Origin of the sequence: Mesorhizobium sp. CC13 (assembly GCF_039907765.1) — a bacterium.
Classification (GTDB): Bacteria; Pseudomonadota; Alphaproteobacteria; order Rhizobiales; family Rhizobiaceae; genus Aminobacter.
The window spans coordinates 220914-240739 of the sequence record NZ_JARDJI010000005.1 but is presented as its reverse complement, the minus strand read 5'-3'; the positions used below and the strand labels follow the sequence as shown (position 1 = coordinate 240739).

Annotated in this window: 16 protein-coding genes; 11 read left to right on the top strand and 5 right to left on the bottom strand. The window is 64.4% G+C overall.

Going from position 1 to position 19826, the window contains the following annotated elements:
* The 4 genes from sseA to PV773_RS10460 all read left to right on the top strand — a co-directional run bounded on the left by sseA (position 1) and on the right by PV773_RS10460 (position 2764).
* Positions 1-852 (top strand): 3-mercaptopyruvate sulfurtransferase, encoded by an 852-nt coding sequence (sseA, locus tag PV773_RS10475; protein ID WP_347966275.1) that lies wholly within the window; start codon positions 1-3, stop codon positions 850-852.
* 2 nt (positions 853-854) lie between these two features.
* Positions 855-1418 carry a GNAT family N-acetyltransferase gene (locus tag PV773_RS10470; RefSeq protein ID WP_347966300.1) on the top strand — a complete coding sequence of 188 codons (564 nt, stop codon included), beginning with the start codon at positions 855-857 and terminating at the stop codon, positions 1416-1418.
* 108 nt (positions 1419-1526) lie between these two features.
* Positions 1527-2084 carry an OmpA family protein gene (locus tag PV773_RS10465; protein ID WP_347966274.1) on the top strand — a complete coding sequence of 186 codons (558 nt, stop codon included), beginning with the start codon at positions 1527-1529 and terminating at the stop codon, positions 2082-2084.
* Between the two features lie 200 nt (positions 2085-2284).
* Positions 2285-2764 (top strand): DUF1203 domain-containing protein, encoded by a 480-nt coding sequence (locus tag PV773_RS10460; RefSeq protein WP_347966273.1) that lies wholly within the window; start codon positions 2285-2287, stop codon positions 2762-2764.
* Positions 2765-2827: 63 nt separating this feature from the next.
* Here PV773_RS10460 and ald read toward each other — a convergent pair whose 3' ends face one another.
* A complete protein-coding gene (gene ald / locus PV773_RS10455) occupies positions 2828-3943 on the bottom strand; it encodes an alanine dehydrogenase (RefSeq protein ID WP_347966272.1) in 1116 nt (371 codons plus the stop codon).
* 154 nt (positions 3944-4097) lie between these two features.
* Here ald and PV773_RS10450 point away from each other — a divergent pair, with 154 nt between their 5' ends.
* On the top strand, positions 4098-4571 hold the full coding sequence (locus PV773_RS10450; protein ID WP_340037351.1) for an Lrp/AsnC family transcriptional regulator: 474 nt from the start codon (positions 4098-4100) through the stop codon (positions 4569-4571).
* Positions 4572-4757: 186 nt separating this feature from the next.
* A complete protein-coding gene (locus tag PV773_RS10445) occupies positions 4758-6734 on the top strand; it encodes a bifunctional 2',3'-cyclic-nucleotide 2'-phosphodiesterase/3'-nucleotidase (RefSeq protein WP_347966271.1) in 1977 nt (658 codons plus the stop codon).
* 64 nt (positions 6735-6798) lie between these two features.
* On the opposite strand, the gene PV773_RS10440 is transcribed toward PV773_RS10445, so the two are convergent.
* On the bottom strand, positions 6799-7779 hold the full coding sequence (locus tag PV773_RS10440; protein WP_347966270.1) for a glycerophosphodiester phosphodiesterase family protein: 981 nt from the start codon (positions 7777-7779) through the stop codon (positions 6799-6801).
* Positions 7780-7904: 125 nt separating this feature from the next.
* Positions 7905-9161 (bottom strand): cyclopropane-fatty-acyl-phospholipid synthase family protein, encoded by a 1257-nt coding sequence (locus PV773_RS10435; protein WP_347966269.1) that lies wholly within the window; start codon positions 9159-9161, stop codon positions 7905-7907.
* Positions 9162-9515: 354 nt separating this feature from the next.
* Between PV773_RS10435 and PV773_RS10430 the strand changes: the two genes are divergently transcribed.
* Positions 9516-9806: a Dabb family protein gene (locus PV773_RS10430; protein WP_347966268.1), complete on the top strand. Its 291-nt coding sequence runs from the start codon at positions 9516-9518 to the stop codon at positions 9804-9806.
* A 41-nt stretch (positions 9807-9847) separates the two neighbouring features.
* Here the strand turns inward: PV773_RS10430 and PV773_RS10425 are convergent, their stop codons facing one another.
* Positions 9848-10282 carry a MucR family transcriptional regulator gene (locus PV773_RS10425; protein WP_347966267.1) on the bottom strand — a complete coding sequence of 145 codons (435 nt, stop codon included), beginning with the start codon at positions 10280-10282 and terminating at the stop codon, positions 9848-9850.
* A gap of 157 nt (positions 10283-10439) precedes the next feature.
* Complete coding sequence (locus PV773_RS10420; RefSeq protein WP_347966266.1) at positions 10440-13241, bottom strand: Rne/Rng family ribonuclease; 2802 nt, start codon at positions 13239-13241, stop codon at positions 10440-10442.
* A gap of 621 nt (positions 13242-13862) precedes the next feature.
* Here PV773_RS10420 and PV773_RS10415 point away from each other — a divergent pair.
* The 4 genes from PV773_RS10415 (at position 13863) to prfB (ending at position 19776) form a co-directional block, all read left to right on the top strand.
* A complete protein-coding gene (locus PV773_RS10415) occupies positions 13863-15122 on the top strand; it encodes an N-acetylmuramoyl-L-alanine amidase (protein ID WP_347966265.1) in 1260 nt (419 codons plus the stop codon).
* Positions 15123-15338: 216 nt separating this feature from the next.
* The gene (locus tag PV773_RS10410; RefSeq protein WP_347966264.1) at positions 15339-17792 is read left to right on the top strand and encodes a penicillin-binding protein 1A; all 2454 of its coding nucleotides are present in this window, start codon (positions 15339-15341) and stop codon (positions 17790-17792) included.
* A gap of 242 nt (positions 17793-18034) precedes the next feature.
* Positions 18035-18502 carry a VOC family protein gene (locus PV773_RS10405; RefSeq protein WP_347966263.1) on the top strand — a complete coding sequence of 156 codons (468 nt, stop codon included), beginning with the start codon at positions 18035-18037 and terminating at the stop codon, positions 18500-18502.
* Positions 18503-18644: 142 nt separating this feature from the next.
* Positions 18645-19776 (top strand): peptide chain release factor 2 gene (prfB, locus tag PV773_RS10400; protein ID WP_347966262.1). Its coding sequence is split into 2 segments (ribosomal slippage): positions 18645-18710 and positions 18712-19776, totalling 1131 coding nucleotides; the frame shifts between segments, so codons are not numbered across the junction.
* The last annotated feature ends 50 nt before the right edge of the window (positions 19777-19826 follow it).

Here is a 19826-nt window from a genome sequence, read left to right as displayed (position 1 = left end):
ATGGGCGAGAAGAGCGCTTTCGTCATTGACGCGGACTGGCTGGAGGAGCGGCTGGGCACGCCGGGCCTGTCGATCGTCGATGCATCCTGGTATCTGCCGGCGCAAAAGCGCGACGCGCGCGCCGAATACGACGCGGCACACATTCCCGGCTCGGTGTTCTTCGACCTCGATCTCGTTTGCGATCTCGATTCGGCGCTGCCCCACATGCTGCCGTCGCCAGCGCTGTTTGCACGCCACGCGGGCTCGATGGGCATATCGGCCGACGACACGATCGTCATCTACGACGGGCCGGGGTTCCTTGCGGCTCCGCGGGTCTGGTGGATGTTCCGCATCATGGGCGTGTTCCAGGTCTACATCCTGGATGGCGGCTTCGATCGCTGGAAGGCCGATGGCCGTCCGGTGACCTCCCAGCCGACGAAAACCGCGCCGAACGTCTTCCACGTCGACTACGATGCTTCAAAAGTCGTGTCGCTGGCCGAGATGCGCGAGATCGTCCGTTCCGGCGCCGCTCAGGTGGCGGACGCCCGTTCCGCGGGACGCTTCGAAGGCCGCGATCCCGAACCGCGCGCGGGCCTGCGCTCCGGGCACATGCCGGGGGCGCGCAACGTGCCGTCGGCATCGCTCTCGGAGAATGGCGAACTGCTTCCCCTCGACCGCCTGAAGTCGACGCTGGAGGCGGCGGGGCTGGACCTGTCCAAGCCCGTCGTCACCACCTGCGGTTCGGGCGTGACGGCAGCCGTCATCACGCTCGCCCTGCAGTCGCTCGGTCACGGCGACAACCGCCTCTATGACGGCTCATGGACCGAATGGGGAGGCTTGTCCGACACGCCGGTGGCCACGGGCAAGGCGTGACCATGCCGGCCGGCCGCAGCGAGATCATACCGGTCACGGTGACCTTCCTGGAAATGCACGTGCCGCCGGCCTATCAGCCGCCGCTGCCGGTCAATCGCCAGATCGCCCTGCTCAGGACACGCGACATACCGTTGCACTACTATCGCTACCTGGCGGACCGCGTCGGGCGCAGATGGCACTGGGTCAACATCCTGCGGCTCGACGACGAGGAACTCGCCGCCGGCCTGCACCGCGAAGACCGCGACATCAGGGTGCTCTACCTGGATGGCGCGCCGGCGGGCTTCTTCGACCTCAAGCCGCATTTGCCGGAGGAAGTGGAGCTTGCCTATTTCGGTCTGATGGATCACGCCACGGGGCAGGGGCTCGGGCGCTGGTTCCTCGGGGCGGCGATCGCCGCCGCCTGGTCCTATAGGCCGCGCAAGGTCTCGGTGCAGACCTGCACGCTGGACCATCCCGCCGCCTTGCCGCTCTACCAGAAGATGGGATTTTCGCCGGTGGCGCAGAAATCCGAAAACGTGCGGACGATGACCTTTGCGGAACGCGCGGCAAGCGTGATGCGTGAATAACGGCGCCAACCTAGTCTGAACCGTCCGTTCATCGCATCTTCAGGTTGCTTGTTGCATCTTCCCGGCCATTGGGTTCGACTTCATGTCGAATTGACAGGAGAATAATTGATGCTGAACCGCCGCACCTTGGCAGCTGCGCTGATTGCCTTGATCGCCGTGCCATCCTTTGCCGCCGCCCAGGCGACCACGCCTTCGGCGGCACAGATCGAGCGCCAGCTCGAGGCAGCGCCGACGGTCAAGCTCAAGCCGAACCAGCGCGTGACCATACGCGAGTTCAAGCGCCGGCCGGACCTGCGCCGCATGGCGCCCTCGATCGACATCCAGTCGATCAACTTCGCCTTCGGCTCGGCCGAGATTCCCTATTCGCAATACGGCAAGGTCGAGAACATCGCCAATGCCCTCAATCGCATCCTGCGCCGCGACCCCGAAACGCGCGTGCTGATCGAGGGTCATACCGACGCCGTGGGCTCGTTTGCGTCCAACCAGGCGCTTTCCGAGCGCCGCGCCGCCTCGCTCAGGCGGACGCTGGTACGGGAGTTCGGCATTCCGGGCTACGCACTCGAGACCGTCGGTTACGGCGAGGAGTTCCTGCTGGTGCCGACCCAGAACGAGAACTGGCGCAATCGGCGCGTGACCCTGCGCCGCTTCGACGACTTCATCCGCTGACGCGGAACGGTTCGATCCGCTTGGAGCCCGGCTTGCCAAAGCCGGGCTTTATTCATATCGGGGCGAGATGACGATCAGAGTGGTAGGTGCGGGTGCTGGATGCGCTGATGGATGAAACCCTGTCGGTCTAGCGGGAATCGGGTGGGCGCCCCCTTGGGCTCGGCCTAGCTTGCCGGGATCGCACCAAGAGGACTGCCGCCATGACCCTGAAATTTAAGGCCTTGCCCACCGACGACGTGAGAGCGCTGCAGCGAGGGGCGTTCGATGCCTACGGCATGGTCCCGGAGTGCCGCCTTTCCGATGGCGACGGCGTGCCCTGCCGCCACTGCCTGAAGAACGTGGCCGCGGGCGAGCCGTATCTCATTCTCGCCTACCGGCCGTTTCCAGCGTTGCAGCCCTATGCGGAAACCGGCCCGATCTTCCTCCATGCGGAGGAGTGCGCGCGCGCAGACGACACCGCCGATCTTCCCGAACTGTTCAAGGAGACCCGCGACTACATCCTGCGCGGCTACGGTGCCAACGATCGCATCGTCTATGGCACCGGGGCGGTAACGCCGACGCCGGAGATCGTCGCGAAGGCCCACGAATTGCTGGCGCTGCCCGACGTCGCCTACGTGCACATGCGCTCGGCCAGGAACAATTGCTATCAGTGCCGGATCGAGTTGGCAGCGGAGGCCTGACCGAACAAAACGAAAGCCCGCCGCATCGCTGCGGCGGGCGTTCGAAGGTGTCGTGGACGCGACTCAGGCCGCCAGTGCGGCCTTGGCGTCGACCATCTCGTAGCCGAGGGCCTCGGCGACGGCGCGGTTGGTGATCCGCCCGCGATGCACGTTGAGCCCGTTGCGCAGATGCGGTTCGTCTGCGAGTGCCTTGAGGCCGCGGTCGGCGAGCGCCAGGCCGTAGTGCAGCGTGGCGTTGTTGAGCGCGTGCGCCGAGGTCACCGGCACCGCACCCGGCATGTTGGCTACGCAGTAGTGGATGATGCCGTCGACCTCGTAGGTCGGATCGGCGTGGGTCGTGGCGTGCGAGGTTTCGAAGCAGCCGCCCTGGTCGATGGCGACGTCGACCAGCACCGCGCCCTTCTTCATGCCCGAGAGCATCTCGCGGCTGACGAGCTTCGGCGCCGCAGCTCCCGGGATGAGGACTGCGCCGACGATGATGTCGGCCGAGAAGCACTCTTCCTCCAGGGCCTCGACCGTCGAATAGCGGGTATGGACGCGGCCGCCGAAGAGGTCGTCCAGCTGGCGCAGTCGCGGGATCGAACGGTCGATGATGGAAACGTCGGCACCGAGCCCGGCAGCCATGCGGGCGGCATGCAGGCCGACGACGCCGCCGCCGATCACCGCGACCTTGCCTGGCAGCACGCCTGGCACGCCGCCGAGCAGCACGCCGCGGCCGCCATTGGCCTTCTGCAGGGCGGTGGCGCCCGCCTGGATCGACAGCCTTCCAGCAACTTCCGACATCGGGGCCAGCAGCGGCAGGCCGCCGCGGTCGTCGGTCACCGTTTCGTAGGCGACCGCCGTGACCCCGGAGGCGAGCAGCCCCCTGGTCTGATCAGGGTCGGGAGCGAGGTGCAGGTAGGTGTAGAGGATCTGACCGTCGCGCAGCTGCGCCCATTCCTTGGGCTGGGGTTCCTTGACCTTCACGATCATGTCGGAGCGGGTGAAGACCTCCTCCGCCGTCTTGGCAATATGCGCGCCGGCCCCGCGGTAGGCGTTGTCGTCGGCGCCGATGCCGGCACCCGCGCCGGTCTCGATCAGCACTTCATGGCCGTGGGCGACATATTCGCGGACCGAGCCGGGGGTCAGTCCGACGCGGTACTCGTGGTTCTTGATTTCCTTGGGGCAACCAACACGCATTTCTCGCTCCTCCGCAGCCGTTCAGGCTCTTGTTCCCTATGTAGGAAGTGAATCACGAATCGGCTCGAATATGTTTGCGAAATGAGTTGCGCATGCTGGCTGCGTTCGATAATCCTTGCGTCGTTCGCTGTAAATATCGAAGGAAATTCGAAGAATGCCGCTGGACAGGATTGATATCGCCATTCTGGACTCGCTCCAGAAGGATGGCCGCATGCCCAATGCGGCGCTGGCCGAGAAGGTCGGCCTGTCCCAGTCGGCCTGTTCGCGCCGTCTCGACAACCTGGAGAAGTCGGGCATCATCAGCGGCTATCACGCCAGGCTTTCGAACGCTGCGCTCGGCCACCAGATGACGGTGATCGTCCACATATCGCTGTCCGGCCAGTTCGAGAAGACGCTGAGCGAGTTCGAGGTGGCGGTGAAGCGCTGCCCCAACATCCTCTCCTGCCACCTGATGTCGGGCGAATACGACTACATCCTGCGCATCGCCGCACGCGACCTGCCCGACTACGAACGCATCCACAAGGAGTGGCTTTCGGCGATGCCGCACGTCACCAAGATCAACTCGTCCTTCGCGCTGCGCGAAGTGATCGACCGCACCGCCATGGGCATGCGTCCGGACCTGGCCTGAAAACTTTCGGGACGATGAGCGGCCCGCGGTGCATAGCTGGGTCGGCCTCGCTGGACCAATCCATTCCCTAGGGCTCGTCACGGGGCTGTTACATCGAGCCGCTGGACTTGCGCTGAAATTGGCGCAAGATTTCATCTTTCTTACGCCGGCTGAATACTGTCAGTTCATTTCCTCTGGAGAGTGAAAATGTCCAACATGCTTCACCCGATTTCTCGCCGTTCTTTCCTTGCCGGCTCTGCGGCCGCCGGCGCGATCGTGATGATGCATCCATTCTCGGCGCGCGCGCAGGCCAAACAGGCGCATCTCAGGATCATGGAAACGACCGACCTCCACGTCCACGTCTTCCCCTACGACTATTACGCCGACAAGCCGAACGACACGATGGGCGTGGCCAGGACCGCATCGATCATCGACTCCATCCGGGCCGAGGCCACCAACTCTCTGCTCCTCGACAATGGCGACTTCCTGCAGGGCAACCCGATGGGCGACTTCATGGCCTATCAGCGCGGCATGAAGGACGGCGACATACACCCGATCATCAAGGCGATGAACACGCTGGGCTACGATTGTTCGACGCTCGGCAACCACGAGTTCAACTATGGCCTGGACTACATGTTCAAGGTGCTCAACGGCGCCAGTTTCCCCTTCGTCTGCGCCAACCTGACCAAGGGCCAGCTCGCCGCCGACGCCACCAAGGACGAGCTGTTCCTGAAGCCCTATGTCATCGTCGACAAGAAGCTGAAGGACGGCGCGGGCGCCGAGCAGCCGATCCGCATCGGCCTGATCGGCTTCGTGCCGCCCCAGGTGATGACCTGGGACGCCAAGCATCTAAGCGGCAAGGCGATGACCCGCGACATCGTCAAGACCGCCCAGGCCTGGGTGCCGCAGATGAAGGAGGAGGGCGCCGACATCATCATCGCGCTGGCTCACTCGGGCATGGGCACGCCGGCTGCCGGCGACAATCTGGAGAACGCGTCGATCCTGCTCGCAGGAGTGGATGGTATCGACGCCATCGTCACCGGCCACAGCCATCTCGATTTCCCCGGCCCCAAATTCGAGGGCGTTGCCGGCGTCGACAACGCCAAGGGCACGATCAACGGCAAGCCGGGCGTGATGGGCGGGTTCTGGGGATCGCATCTCGGCCTGATCGACCTGATGCTGGAGCGCGACGGCAATGCCTGGAAGGTGGTCAGTTCGACCAGCGAGGCGCGGCCGATCTTCAAGCGCGTCGACAAGAAGGTTATGCCGACGGTGGAAAGCCGGGCTTCGGTCGAGGCGGCGGTGAAGGAGGAGCACGAGGCGACGATCGCCTATGTGCGTACGCCTGTGGGCAAGACGTCGGCGCCGCTCTACTCCTACTTCGCGCTGGTCGCCGACGATCCGTCGGTGCAGATCGTGAGCCAGGCGCAGACCTGGTACATCAAGGACATGCTGAAGGACACCGAGCACAAGGACCTGCCGGTACTCTCGGCCGCGGCGCCGTTCAAGTCCGGCGGACGCGGCGGGCCGGACTACTACACCGATGTGCCGGCTGGCGACGTGGCGATCAAGAATGTCGCCGACCTCTACCTCTATCCCAACACGGTCCAGGCTGTGGCGATCACCGGCGCGCAGGTGAAGGAATGGCTCGAGATGTCGGCCGGCATCTTCAATAAGGTGGAGCCGGGCAAGGCGGACCAGCCGCTGATCAATGCCGACTTCCCGTCCTACAATTTCGACGTCATCGACGGCGTCACCTACAGGGTCGACCTGGCCCAACCGCCCAAATATGATTCCAAGGGCACCGTGCTGAATGCCGGCTCCAACCGCATCGTCGACTTGATGTTCGGAGGAAAACCGATTGATCCGGCGGCAAAATTCGTCGTCGCGACCAACAACTACCGGGCCGGGGGCGGGGGCAACTTCCCCGAGATCAATGCCTCGAAGGTGATATTCGAAGCGCCCGACACCAACCGCGACGTCATCGTGCGCTACATCGTCGACCAGGGCACGATCAATCCGTCGGCCGACTCGAACTGGTCGTTTGCGCCCGTGCAGGGTGCTTCGGTGATCTTCGAGACCGGCCCGAAGGCGAAGGAGCACCTCGCCGAGATCAAGGCCGTGAGGATCGAGCAGGCCGGCGAGGGCGCCGAGGGTTTTGCGAAGTATCGCATAACCCTCTGACCGGACCGCTTCCTCGACCCACCTCGGGGCGGTCGCGCCATGCCGGCCGCTCCCTACAAGTTCCTCAGAGCTCCCGCCTGGCGACGGCGGGGGCGATCGCGTCCAGCTGATCGGTCGAAATGCCGCCCGAGTAGCCCGCGGGCAGCCGGTCGACGGTGGCCGGGTCGTCGATGCCGTCCGAGAAGCCACCGCCGCCATAGGGCCCGAGCAGATAGACGCTGGTGCCGACGCTCTCCATGCGGTCGAGGAAGCGGTCTGGCCAGCCCCAGAGCCAGGGCGCGACGTTGACCGGGACGAGCAGGGCGGTGCCGCGGCAGGCATCCGGCACATAGCCGGTCCAGCCCAGGCCCTCGTAGCGCAACAGGCATCTCATCAGCGATTCTTTGCTGACGGCGCGCATGCCGGGCAAGGCTTCCTTGATTGCCCGGACCGGGGCGTCGCCGCCGACGACGGCGAGGGCTGCACGCCGTTCGGCCGGAAGCGTCGAGAGATAGGCCGCAAGGGCCTTGCCTTCCGCCGGATCGTTGCTCTTGAGGTTGATGTGGAAGCGCTGGTCGGGGAAGCGCGAAAAAACCTCGTCGAGCGACGGCATCAGGCCCATGCCCTTGCCGCGGAAGGGGAAGGTCTTGCCGCCATCCGCCGTGTAGCCGTAGCCCACGTCGAGCTGCCTGAGCGCTGCCATGGAAAGGTCACGGGTCCGGCCGCTGCCTTCGGTGCGGCAGTCTACGGTCCAGTCGTGGAAAACGGCGAACTGGCCGTCGGTGGTGGGCTGCACGTCGAGCTCCAGAACGTCGGCGCCGAGGGCAAATGCCGCCTCCATCGAGGCGAGCGTGTTCTCGAGATAGTCGTGGCGCGGCGGCAGCATCCTCTTGGCGGTGCAGGTCTCGGCGGTCAGGCCGGCCCGCTCGAACTCCTGCGCGAGCCCGCGATGGGCGAGGATCACGGGCTTGCCGGCGGGCCGGCCCGAAAGCAGCGAACTGTTGTTGAGATAGATGGCGCCGCCAGCGGCAAGGAAGGTCAGAAGGAAGAAATACCGCCTGCGCATGTCTTGATTCGCTCCGAGGCCCGACCCGTGGCCTCAGGTTCAAGAATAGTCCGTCATTTTGAGGACGAAATTCCGGCACGTTTATGTCGTCGCTCCAGATATACGCTGTTCAACGACTGCGAATTTTAGGCCTTGTAGACGACCTGTCTCACGTCGATGTATTCGGCCCGGAACCCCGCCTCACAATAGTGGAGATAGAACTCCCAGAGCTTCTTGAAGCGTTCGTCGAAGCCGAGCGGCACGATGCGCTCCCAGGACGACCAGAACCGGGTCCGCCATTCCGCAAGCGTACGCGCGTAGTCCTGCGGAAAGACGCGCTCGCGCAGGTAATCGAGCCCATGATCGGCGCCGAGCGACTTCAGCAGTTCCGGCGTGGGCAGCATGCCGCCCGGGAATACGTAGCGCTGAATGAAGTCGGGCCGCTTGCGATAGAGCGGGTAGGCGGCTTCGTTGATGGTGATGATCTGCAGGCCGGCCGTGCCGCCCGGGCGCAGGCACTGCTTCATCTTGGCGAAGAAGGTTGGCCAGTGTTTTTCGCCCACTGCCTCGAACATCTCGATCGACGCGATGCGATCGTAGCTGCCGGTCTCGTCGCGATAGTCCTGCAGCTTCAATTCGACCCTGTCGGTGAGACCTGCGTCCTGGATGCGCTTCTGCGCGAAATCGAACTGCTCGCGGCTGATGGTGAGCCCCGTGACCTTGCAGCCGATCTCCCGCGCCGCGAATTCGGCAAAGCCGCCCCAGCCGCAACCGATCTCGAGGACATGGTCGCCGGGGCCGATGCCCGCATCGCGCGCCAGGGCACGGTATTTTTCCGCCTGTGCGCCGGCGAGGTCGTTCGCGCCGGTCGCATAGAGGCCGGACGAATAGGTCATGCTTGGGTCGAGCCACTCGCTGTAGAATCCGTTGCCGAGGTCGTAGTGCGCGGAAATGTTGCGCTTCGAGCCGGTGCGGGTGTTGTCGTGCAGCCAATGGCGGACGCGCTGGACGGCATTCAAGAGCCAGTTCGCGCTGCCTGCAACCTTTTCGCCGATCTCGGTGTTGACCACGAACAGCTCGAGGAAGGTCGTCACGTCCGGGCTTTCCCAATCGCCGTCGATATAAGATTCCGCCAGTCCGATGGTGCCGCCGCTGAAGGCGCGGCCGGGCAGGTTCCAGTTGTGCAGCACGATTTCCGCCGCGGGCCCCGGCGCCTTGCCGCCGACGAGGACGCTGCGGCCGTCCGGGATCTTCACCGTGAGCGAGCCCTTGGGCAGTTGCAGCGCCGCTGACAGCGCCAGCCGCGCACGGGCCGGCAGGCCCTTGGCGAAATCCGCCAGATTACCCTCGTGGAGGGCGATCTCGCCGTTGCGACTGTCCTTGTCTGATTTCGGTTCGGCCATATCGCTCCGTCCCAAATCGTTTGCCCGACCGTTGCGGAAGGCAGCAAGCCCGCACACCCCGCGCGCGCCGCGCAACACTCGGAATCTGCTGGCGGCCCCGCGGTTGACTTGCCGATGCAGCCGGGAATTGGCACCGAAATCGAATTTCCACGCAACTTTCGTCGGCAATGCCGTGAATCGCAAGTGTCATCTTGCGGTACTCAGGTATGCCAGGGACACGTCGGGCAGTCGTCTGGACGACCAAGCGCCTGGTTCATGGATCGGCCGGCTTGTGCCCGTGGCTCTTTGCCGGATTGACGCGGACAAAAAGCAGACCCAAAAGGCGCCAGCACAACGAACAGAAGGAATCGCGCCTTGATCCGGCACATCGTGTTCTTCAGCGCGCGGCGCCAAGAGGATGTCGAGACGATCCGCGAGGAATTGTCGGCGCTTGGCAAGATCCCGCACTCGACCTGCTTCGAGGTCACAGTCAACACCAAGGTCGATCCGCTGTCCGACGAGATCGACATCGTCGTCTATGCGGAGTTTGCCGACCTCGAGGCCCTGGCAGCCTACAAGGCACACCCGGTCTACGACCAGACGACGTTACGCGTGCGTCCGATGCGGGAATTGCGCTATTCGGCTGACGTCGTGGCCGCTCGGTAGTTGCGGCCCCGAGTTGCTGCTTTGGGGCAGTAGCGTCGGGATCACGCCTTCTTGGCGCGACCGCGCTTGACGGGAGCGGCCTGCTTCCTGCCCAAGCCCAGCGTGCGGGCGAGTTCGGAACGAGCGGCGGCATAGTTCGGGGCGACCATCGGATAGTCCGCGGGCAGGCCCCACTTCGCGCGGTATTCTTCAGGCGTAAGGCCGAAGTGGACCGAGAGGTGGCGCTTCAGCGACTTGAACTTCTTTCCGTCTTCCAGGCAGATGATGTAATCCGGATGGATCGACCGCTTGGGATTGACGGCAGGCTGGGGCGCCTCGATCGGCTCTTCAGCCGGATTGCCCAGCGACTGGATCGAGCTGTTCACGCTGGCGATCAGGTCCGGCAGCCCCGATGCCGGAACCTTGTTGTTCTCCACGTAGGCGCTGACGATATGAGCGGTCAGTCCGAGAAAGTCGATCTTATTGTCAGTCGTCATCGGCAAGCACCTCGGGCAGTATCAACGCAATATATGAGTCTATCTATCCAGTGCCTCGTATATCGGTCGAAAGCACGCAGGTCTGCAAGCAAAATATTCTAAAATTACAATGAAGCCGACCCGCAATCTGCGGGTCGGCTCCTGCTATATTAGCGATTTAGAGGAAGCCCTTGCGCTGCCACCACCCGGCCTTCTTGGGCTTGGCTTCGCCGGATTCAGCCTCGCCCAGAGAGGTCACCACGGGGGCGGCCGGAGCAGCTGCCGGCTCCGCAACAACCGCAGCCGCTTCGGCGGTCGATGCGGCCTTGCGCCGAGGCGCGCGGGGCTTTGCCGGCTTCTTCTCGGCCACGGCATCGGCTTCTTCAGCCTTCGGCGCTGGCTCGGGCGCGGAAGCGACCTCCGCGGCATCGTCTTCGGCCTTCTTGGCCTTGGTCGTGCGGCGCGCCCGCTTCGGCTTGGCCTCCGCCATCGGCTCCGCCGCGGGTTCCTGAGGCGCAGGTTCGGCCGAGACCTCGGCTGCTGGTTCCGCCGCGGCGTCCGCGGCAGGCGTTTCGGCATCTTCCGCTACGACGTCTGCGTCGCCCTCGGCCGGCTGTTCGCCGTCCTTGCGGTTGCGCTTGCCGCCGCGCTTGCCGCGCCGGCGCTTCTTGGCGGCCGCGTCCTCGGCAGTGTCCGGAGCTTCCGCCAGGACTGCCGCGTCGGTCTCGTCATCGGTCTCCTCGGTTGCCTCAGCGGCAAACTCCGCACTCTCGTCGACGGACATCGCATCTTCCGCGGCTGCCGGGTGTTCCCGGTCGCGTCCGCCACGACGGCGGCGACGCTTGCGGCGCTTGCGGTCGCGCTTGTCCTCGCCATCGCCCGAAGCGGGCTGCTGGCGCGATGGCTGCGCTTCGGCCTCGGCGACCTCTTCTTCCTCGACCGGGATCTCGTCCTCGATCTCCTCCGGCTCGGCATAGGCCGGCGCCTGGACCGCCACGGCGGGAGCCGCCGGCTTTTCGGCGATCGCGCCGCGGAAGATGGCGTAGTGCTGCGCGCCGATCGTGTCGTCCGCCTCGATCGTGATGGTCAGGCCGAAGCGTTGCTCGAGTTCGACCAGCGTCGCCCGCTTGTGGTTCAGCACATAGAGCGCGGTCGCGAACGGGGTCTTGACGGTGATGTGATTGCGCGAGTCCTTGAGCAGGAACTCCTCGATCGCGCGGACCACGAGCAGCGCCACGGACGAATCCGAGCGCACGTGACCGGTGCCGCCGCAGGTCGGGCATGGCTTCATGGTCGATTCGAGGACGCTGGCGCGGATGCGCTGACGCGACATCTCCATAAGGCCGAAGTGCGAGATCCGGCCGACCTGGATGCGTGCGCGGTCGTTCTTCAGGCAATCCTTGAGCTTCTTCTCGACCGCACGGTTGTTGCGGTTCTCCTCCATGTCGATGAAGTCGATGACGATCAGGCCGGCAAGGTCGCGCAGCCTGAGCTGGCGCGCGACCTCCTCGGCCGCCTCGAGATTGGTCTGGAGCGCCGTATCCTCGATCGAATGTTCCTTGGTCGAGCGCCCGGAGTTGACGTCGATGGAAACCAGGGCTTCGGTCTGGTTGATGATGATGTAGCCGCCCGACTTGAGCGTCACCTGCGGCTGCAGCATCTTGTCGAGCTGCGCCTCGATGCCGTTGCGGGCAAAGATCGGGGTGTTGTCGCGATAGGGCTGGACCGCCTTGGCATGGCTCGGCATGAGCATGCGCATGAAGTCCTTGGCTTCGCGGTAGCCGTCTTCGCCGGCGACGAGGATCTCGTCGATCTCCTTGTTGTAGAGATCGCGCACCGAACGCTTGATGAGGCTGCCTTCCTCGTAGACGAGGGCGGGCGCGGTCGACTGCAGCGTCAGCGACCGCACGTTTTCCCACAGGCGCATCAGGTATTCGTAGTCGCGCTTGATCTCGGCCTTGGTGCGGCTTTCGCCGGCCGTGCGCAGGATGACGCCCATGCCCTTCGGCACCTCGAGGTCGGCGACGACCTCCTTGAGGCGCTTGCGGTCCTGCGCGTTGGTGATCTTGCGCGAGATGCCGCCGCCGCGGGCGGTGTTCGGCATGAGCACCGAATAGCGTCCGGCAAGCGACAGGTAGGTCGTCAGAGCGGCGCCCTTGTTGCCGCGCTCTTCCTTGACCACCTGCACCAGCAGGATCTGGCGGCGCTTGATGACTTCCTGGATCTTGTAGTGGCGGCGCACCGGCTTGCGGCGGTCGCGGGCTTCCTCGATGGCGTCCTCGGCGCCGACCGACTCGATCTCGTGGTCGTCGTGGTGGCCGGAATGGACCTCCTCGACGCTGCCGCCGTTCTCGTTTTCGGTGGTTGCCGGCTCGGGCGCCCGTTCGGAAATGACGTCGGCTTCTATCGCAGCCGCGATGGAGCCGGTCTCCTGCGCGTCGGCCTCGTCATCCGATGCTTCGTCAGGCTGTTCGGCCTCGCGTTCTTCGTCATTGCGCGCCTCGGTTGCATCCTCGGCGGCCGCTGATTCGCCGTCCTCGCTGGCGGCGGCGTTTTCGTCGTCGCTTGCGGCTTCGGACTTGTGCTCGTCGCCGCTTCGTCCACGGTTTTTTCCGCCCCGACGCCGGCGGCGGCCACGGTTCCGGTCCTGCCGTTCCTCGCCGCCTTCCTCATCCTCGTCCTCGTCTTCGGCCTCTTCAGCCTCGGCGCGCAGCAGCGCCTGCCGGTCGGCGACGGGGATCTGGTAGTAGTCGGGATGAATTTCGCTGAATGCGAGGAAGCCGTGACGGTTCCCGCCATATTCGACGAAGGCAGCCTGGAGCGACGGTTCGACCCGCGTCACGCGGGCGAGGTAGATGTTTCCTTTGAGCTGCTTCTTATCCTGCGATTCGAAATCAAATTCTTCAATGCGGTTACCGCGAACTACGACAACCCGTGTTTCCTCCGGGTGGGAGGCGTCTATCAGCATCTTGTTGGGCATTATCTGGTTTCCTGCCGGCAACTGTCAGCCGCGGCCTGCGGGAAAGTGCCCGCCGCCGTGAGTTTGCTGACACAGTGGTGCCGGATAATTTTGCGTCCGCCGGCCGCAGCCCAAGCGCCATGGCGGTGCCGCCCGCTGCCGGAATGGCGCGGTTCCTTGCGGACCTCATGATTTCGCCTGTGGCCAATGCGTGACCTCGCGGAACCTTGTTTTCAACCTAAGCCCGGAAAACCGGACCAGCTACTTTGCTCTTACAGAGCCGGCGCGGAGTGGAGTGTCCGGCCGTTTTCCTCACGCAGCTGCGGCCCCGCCACGGGCCTGTGGCTGCGAAATTCGACGCGATCACCGAGATCTTATCTCTGTTGCCAGCAGGGCCATCGCTCGTCGCGGGGTTCCCAGGCGGAAGACGCTGGGGCGCGGGCCCTGGATTGCAGTGATCCAACGTCGCTTTTATGATTTGGCGGGGATGATGGCAACCCCGATTTCCGACGCCGGCAAAAGCCGAAATTGCAACCTGGTGGCGTATCCGAAAAAAAGGCTTGGTTAACCTTCTCTGGTTACCAGTCGTTAATCGAAGGGGCGCAGCAAATCGGCCGCGGCGCCGTGAGCGGCAACAAACAGATGGGTACTGCGGCAGTGACCGACAAGAGCTTTCAGGCCGGCGGCTGGCGTGCATTGCGCGCCTTTCTAGGCGTCCTGACATTCGTCTTGGTCTTTGTCGGCATCGAATGCCGCCCGGCATGTGCGGCCGACCAGGTCAGCGCGCTCGACTACAAGATGGCCGGCGATGCCACGCGCATGCGCATCGTCATGAATTTCGATCGCGAGCCGGAGCCGAAGTGGTTCCTGCTGCGCGCGCCTCATCGCTTGGTGGTCGATCTGCCCGATGCGACGCTCAGCCTTGATGCCAAGGATCTCATGCCGCGCGGTCTGGTGAGGGCTGTACGCTACGGCCCGTCAGGCGAGGGGACCTCGCGGCTGGTGGTGACGTCCAAGGGGCCCTTCAACGTCGAGCGGGTGGACGTGCTCGCCAACGAGGACGGCAAGGGTTACCGCATGGTTGCGGATATCGCCGCTGCGTCAGAACGGGAGTTCGAAGCCGCGCTCGCGGTCCAGTCCGCGACCACGGGCTCGACCACCACCACGGCGAAGGCCGGCCGCATCGAGAAGCCGGCAGGCCAGGAGAACGAGCCCTTCACCATCGTCATCGATCCTGGCCACGGCGGCATAGACGGCGGCGCCGAAGGTATGAACGGCACCGTCGAGAAGTCGATCACGCTCGCCTTCGCCAAGGAGCTGAGGACGGTTCTGGAGGCTAACCCGGCATACAAGGTGAGCTTGACCCGCGAGGGCGACGAATTCCTCCGGCTGGACGACCGTGTCCGCATCGCACGTCAGCAGGGAGCCGACCTTTTCATCTCCATTCACGCCGACACGATCAGATTGAAGGGCGTGCGCGGCGCAACCGTATATACGGTCTCCGACAAGGCGTCGGATGCGGAGGCGCAGGCGCTTGCCGACCGCGAGAACCTCTCCGACCAGCTCGCCGGCATCCCGGCGGCGGACGAGAACCCCGAAGTCTCGGATATCCTGGTAGACCTGATACGGCGCGAGACTCACGGGTTTTCGATGCGTTTCGCCCGGTCTCTGGTGTCGGAACTCTCGCCGACGGTCGGAATGATCAACAATCCGCATCGATCGGCCGGGTTCCGCGTGCTCAAGGCTCCCGACGTTCCCTCGGTGCTGGTCGAACTCGGCTATCTTTCCAATGCCAAGGACGAAGAGCAACTGCGCAGCTCCGACTGGCGCGAGAAGGTCGCGGGGAGCATTTCCAAGGCGGTTGCTGCCTTCTTTGCCGACCGGCGGGCGGCGGGCGGCTGATCTGGCCGGACGGCTGATACTACGCGTTACCGGAGCGCCACTATCGATGCCCGGTAAGGTTGCTGTCGTCGAAATCTTTGCCTGACTTGGAATGTTGCCGTATTTTGCCCACAACAGCGCGACAAGGGTGACCGATTGCGGATCGGGACGGTTCCTGCAGCTTGCGGCAACAGCGGGTTGGTTTAGGGAATCCCCGAACCTTGTACTGGAGCGGGCATGATTCGTCTCATCGGCTATTTCTTCGGCATCGGCACGGCGCTTGCGCTGATCGTCGCGGCAGGCGTGGCGATCTATATCGGCCAGCTCACCAAGGAGCTGCCCGACTACGAGGTCCTGGCCAAATACGAGCCGCCGGTGACCACCCGCATCCACGCCTCCGACGGTGCGCTGATGGGCGAGTTCGCCCGCGAGCGCCGGCTCTATCTGCCAATCCAGGCCGTGCCCGACCGGGTCAAGGCAGCCTTCCTCTCCGCCGAGGACAAGAATTTCTACAACCATCCCGGCATCGACGTGACCGGCCTCATGCGGGCGGTCTTCACCAATTTCCAGAACGTCGGCTCCGGCCGCCGCCAGGTGGGCGCCTCGACGATCACCCAGCAGGTCGCCAAAAACTTCCTGCTCAGCTCCGACCAGACCTACGAGCGCAAGATCAAGGAGATGATCCTGGCGTTCCGCATCGAGCAGGCCTATTCGAAGGACCGGATCCTCGAGCTCTATGTCAACGAGATATTCTTCGGCCTGGGCGCCTACGGCATCGCCGGCGCTGCGTTGACCTATTTCGACAAGTCGGTCAACGAGCTGACCGTCGCCGAGGCCGCCTATCTCGCTGCCCTGCCCAAGGGTCCGTCCAACTATCAGCCGTTCAAGTACACCGACCGTGCCATCGAGCGCCGCAACTGGGTGATCGACCAGATGGTAACCAACGGCTACGTGTCGCGCGAGGAGGGCGAAAAGGCCAAGGCGACGCCGCTGGGCGTCACGCCGCGCCGCAACGGCACCTATCTGTTCGCCGGCGAGTATTTCACCGAGGAAGTTCGCCGCGAGCTGATCGCCCGCTACGGCCAGGACGCGCTGTATGAGGGTGGCCTGTCGGTGCGCACCACCCTCGACCCCAAGCTGCAGCTCGTCGCCCGCAAGGCGATGCAGACCGGCCTGCTCAAGTACGATCGCCTGCGCGGCTACCGTGGGCCGGTGACCAAGATCGACGTTTCCGGCGATTGGGGCACCGCACTCGGAGAGGTGAAGGGCCTCGACGACGTGCCCGAGTGGCGCCTCGCCGTGGTGCTAGACAGTTCCGGCACAGGCCTGGACATCGGCCTGCAGCCCAAGCGGGATGTGTCGGGCGCGCTGGTGAAGGAGCGCGAGCAGGGCAAGGTGTCGGAAGAAGACATGAGCTTTGCCATGCGCTACGTCGTCGACGGCAAGCGCCTCAAGGCGAATTCTCCGGCCGAAGTGCTCAAGCCGGGCGACGTGATCTTCGTGGAGAAGAACGAGAAGGGCGACGGCTACGCGCTGCGTCAGCCGCCGGAGGTTTCCGGCGGGCTGGTGGCGATGGACCCGCACACCGGGCGCGTGCTCGCGATGGTCGGCGGCTTCTCCTACTCGCAGTCCGAATTCAACCGCGCCACACAGGCCATGCGCCAGCCGGGATCGGCCTTCAAGCCGTTCGTCTATGCCGCGGCACTCGACAACGGCTACACGCCGGCGTCGGTCATCATGGACGGGCCGATCACCATCCAGACGGGTACGACGAGCTGGACGCCGAAGAACTATGACGGCAAGGCGGCTGGCCCGTCGACCTTGCGCACCGGCATCGAACGGTCGCGCAACCTGATGACGGTGCGGCTGGCCAACGACCTCGGCATGCAGACCGTCGCCGAATATGCCGAACGCTTCGGCGTCTACGACAAGATGCTGCCGGTGCTGGCGATGTCGCTTGGATCGGGCGAGACTACGGTGATGCGCATGGTCTCGGCCTATTCGGTGATGGCCAACGGCGGGCGCCAGATCAAGCCGTCGCTGATCGACCGTATCCAGGACCGCTACGGCAAGACCGTCTACAAGCACGACGAACGCGGCTGCGAGGGCTGCGTCGCCACCGAATGGGCCAACCAGCCCGAGCCGGAGCTGATCGACAATTCCGAGCAGGTGCTCGACCCCATGACCGCCTACCAGATCACCTCGATGATGGAAGGCGTGGTCCAGCGCGGTACGGCGATGACGCTGCGCGAACTGGACCGTCCGCTGGCCGGCAAGACCGGCACGACCAACGAAGAAAAGGACGCCTGGTTCGTTGGCTACACGCCCAACCTCGTGGTCGGCCTCTACATGGGCTACGACAAGCCGACGCCGCTCGGCAAGGGATCGACCGGCGGCGGCATCGCTGCGCCGATCTTCAAGGACTTCATGTCGGTCGCACTCGAAGGAACGCCGAAGGTCGACTTCGTGGTTCCCGAGGGCATGAAGCTCATTGCCATCGACCGCAAGACCGGCATGCAGGCCCAGGAGGGCCAGCAGGGTACGATCATCGAGGCGTTCAAGCCCGGTACCGGGCCCGCCGACAGTTACTGGGTCATCGGCATGGGCGAGGATGGCAGCAACGGTTCGGGCGAGGCGTTGTCGCCGCAGGCCAGCAAGGCCATCAGCGAGGGCGGCGGCGGACTTTACTAGCCACGAGCCGGCCACCATGGAAACGATCAGCGCGCGGCTTGCCGCGCGCTTTTTGTTTGAACTGCGACGCGTTCGAATCCGACTTGTGGATTCCAATATAGTTATATATCTTGCCGGTTATCTAAAAGTCAAACCGGAAGCGGTTTCCCGCAAATGTCGGGACCTCCGTTGCCCGAGCGTCCTTGATGGGGTGCGGTACCGGGAGCCGCCCTCCAATCGGATTCAGCACCAGGGAGAGAATGATGCAGAAGATCAGTCCGTTCTTGTGGTTCGACACCCAGGCCGAGGAGGCCATGAAGTTCTATACCTCGATCTTCAACAACTCGAAGATCGGGCGGGTCACGCGCTATGGCGACGCAGGGCCAGGACCGGCAGGCAGCGCGATGGTGGCGGAGTTCGAGCTGGAAGGCCTTCGCTTCATCGCGCTCAACGGTGGCCCCATGTTCAAGTTCACGGAGGCGATCTCGATGGTCGTCGACTGCAAGGACCAGGCCGAAGTCGATCACTACTGGTATGCGCTGTCGGAGGGCGGACAGCCGGGCCAGTGCGGCTGGCTGAAGGACAAGTTCGGCCTGTCCTGGCAGATCGTGCCCGAGGCGCTGCCGCGCCTGCTGAGCGACCGCGACGGTGCCAAGGCCGGCCGCGTCATGCAGGCGATGTTGCAGATGACCAGGATCGAGGTTGCCAAGCTCGAGGCTGCTGCCGGCTGAACTTCCTCAAGCTAGTCGAGCCATGGGCAGGTGCCGCGGCGGCCTGCCCATTTTGCTTTACAGGCGGCGGCCTCATCCCTATGGTCCGCGCCGATTCAATAGGCCTTTCGGGGCCGAACCCAGCAAGAAGAAGCAAGATACCATGCGCGCGGAAACGCAGAACATCGTCGACGAAATCAGGCAGGCCATAAGCCTGCTGAGGAGGCATCTTTGACTGGGATCAGGCGGTAAAGCGGCTTGATTACCTGAACATGCGGGCAGAGGATCCCAGCCTCTGGAACGACCCGCAGGAAGCGCAGAAGCTGATGCGCGAGCGCCAGTCGCTGGATGACGGCGTCAACGGCGTCAAGCAACTCGAACAGGCACTGTCCGACAATCTCGAACTCATCGAAATGGGCGAGGCCGAGGGCGACCAGAGCATCATCGGCGATGCCGAGGCGGCCATCAAGACCATGGCTGGCGAGGTGCGCGAGCGCCAGATCGAGACCATGCTGTCTGGCGAAGCCGACAGCAACGACACCTATCTCGAAGTCCACGCGGGCGCCGGCGGCACCGAAAGCCAGGACTGGGCGAACATGCTGTTGCGCATGTACACGCGCTGGGCCGAGCGCCGCGGCTTCAAGGTCGAGGTGCTGGAGATGCACGACGGCGAAGAAGCCGGAATCAAGTCGGCGACCCTAATGATCAAGGGGCATAATGCCTACGGCTGGCTGAAGACCGAATCCGGCGTGCACCGCCTGGTGCGGATTTCACCCTACGATTCCAACGCCCGGCGGCACACCTCGTTCTCCAGCGCCTGGGTCTATCCGGTCATCGACGACACGATCCAGATCGACATTCCCGAGTCGGAAGTGCGCATCGATACCTATCGTTCGTCGGGCGCCGGCGGCCAGCACGTCAACACCACCGACTCGGCGGTGCGCATCACGCACATCCCGACCGGCATCGCGGTGGCGTGCCAGGCAGGCCGCTCGCAGCACCAGAACCGGGCCAAGGCCTGGGAGATGCTGCGTTCGCGCCTGTACGAGCAGGAACTCGAGAAGCGGGAGGCCGCGGCCAACGCCGAGGCGGCCGCCAAGACCGACATCGGCTGGGGCCACCAGATACGGTCCTACGTGCTGCAGCCCTACCAGTTGGTGAAGGATCTGCGCACCGGCGTCGAGAGCACCAGCCCATCCGACGTGCTCGACGGCGATCTCGACGAGTTCATGGAAGCCTCGCTCGCCAACCGCATCGAGGGCGGCGTGGGGCAGCCCGTCGCGGATATCGACTGAGCGTCGCAAATGCCCGGCCTGCCGCATTGCGGCAAGGCCGGGCGCATGAT